The following is a 1,045-nucleotide window of genomic DNA, read 5'->3' as shown; positions in this document are numbered from 1 at the left end:
GGCTGGGTGTTCACCGCTGACGGGGATTGGCGGCGAGGCATGTGAAGATGCTGCGCACACGATTGGCGCCGAACTGGGCCTGCACGCCGCCGTCAAAGAAGTGGACCCAACCCAGGAGGAATGGCTGCAAGCCATCATGTTCCTGACTGACACAGGCCACAAATGCGACGACTGGCGGCAGGAATTCATCCTGCTGTCGGATGTGCTGGGCGTGTCGATGTTGGTGGATGCGCCCGAACGGCCGATGGGGTTGGATATCTGCCTTGATGGCAAGGGCGCGCGGATGCTGGTCAAGGGCCGCATTCTGGACACCGAAGGCAACCCTGTTGCGGGTGCCAAAATTGACGTCTGGCAGACCAATGACGACGGGTTCGATGACGTGCAGCAAAAGGGCATTCGGCCTGATTTCAACTTTCGCGGGGTGTTTCGCACCGGCGATGACGGGTCATATTGGTTTTGGGGGGCGAAACCCCGGTCCTATCCGATCCCCGATGATGGCCCTGTGGGCAAACTGCTGGGGGCGCTGGGGCGGCATCCTTACAGGCCCGCGCATCTGCCTACATCATCGAGGCGGCAGGGTTTTAAACCCTTGTCACCCATATCTTTGACCCCGACGATGAATATATCCATTCCGATGCGGTGTTTGGGGTCAAGGAATCGCTGATGGCTGATTTCGTGTTGGTCACTGATAAGACGCGGATCGCTGAAGCAGACGCCGACGCGCCGTTTTTCGAAGTGATCCATGATTTCGTTCTGGCACCTGCCAAACGATCCTGATCTGACTGCCGGTCTGGCCGTATCGGACCTGACCGGCAAGCGATCAAACAGGAACTGCTGGCGCGGCGCGGTGGCCGGGTTTGCAACCTTTCCGGGATCTGGCCGCCGATCCGCAAAAGGGTGGCAAGGCCGCATGTGCAGCATAGCGCCAACGCTACTGGTATCCAGCAATTTCCTGACGAACAGCGCAAAAATAGGTAATTTGAAAAATTAAAATGGCGGACTGGGGAGGATTCGAACCCCCGACCCCTTGATTCGTAGTCAAGTA

1 protein-coding gene is annotated in these 1,045 nt (G+C 58.0%); it reads left to right on the top strand.

The genetic code is table 11. The annotated features are described in order from the left end of the window. Nucleotides 1–664, top strand: a 664-nt coding sequence (locus IBX59_RS15155; RefSeq protein ID WP_296377064.1) for a dioxygenase, incomplete at its 5' end; no start/stop codon positions are given. Nucleotides 665–1,045: the final 381 nt, after the last annotated feature.

It is taken from the genome of Yoonia sp., assembly GCF_014859355.1.
GTDB lineage: Bacteria > Pseudomonadota > Alphaproteobacteria > Rhodobacterales > Rhodobacteraceae > Yoonia.
The sequence above is the reverse complement of the archived record's forward strand: the minus strand, read 5'-3'. Positions and strand labels throughout refer to the sequence as shown.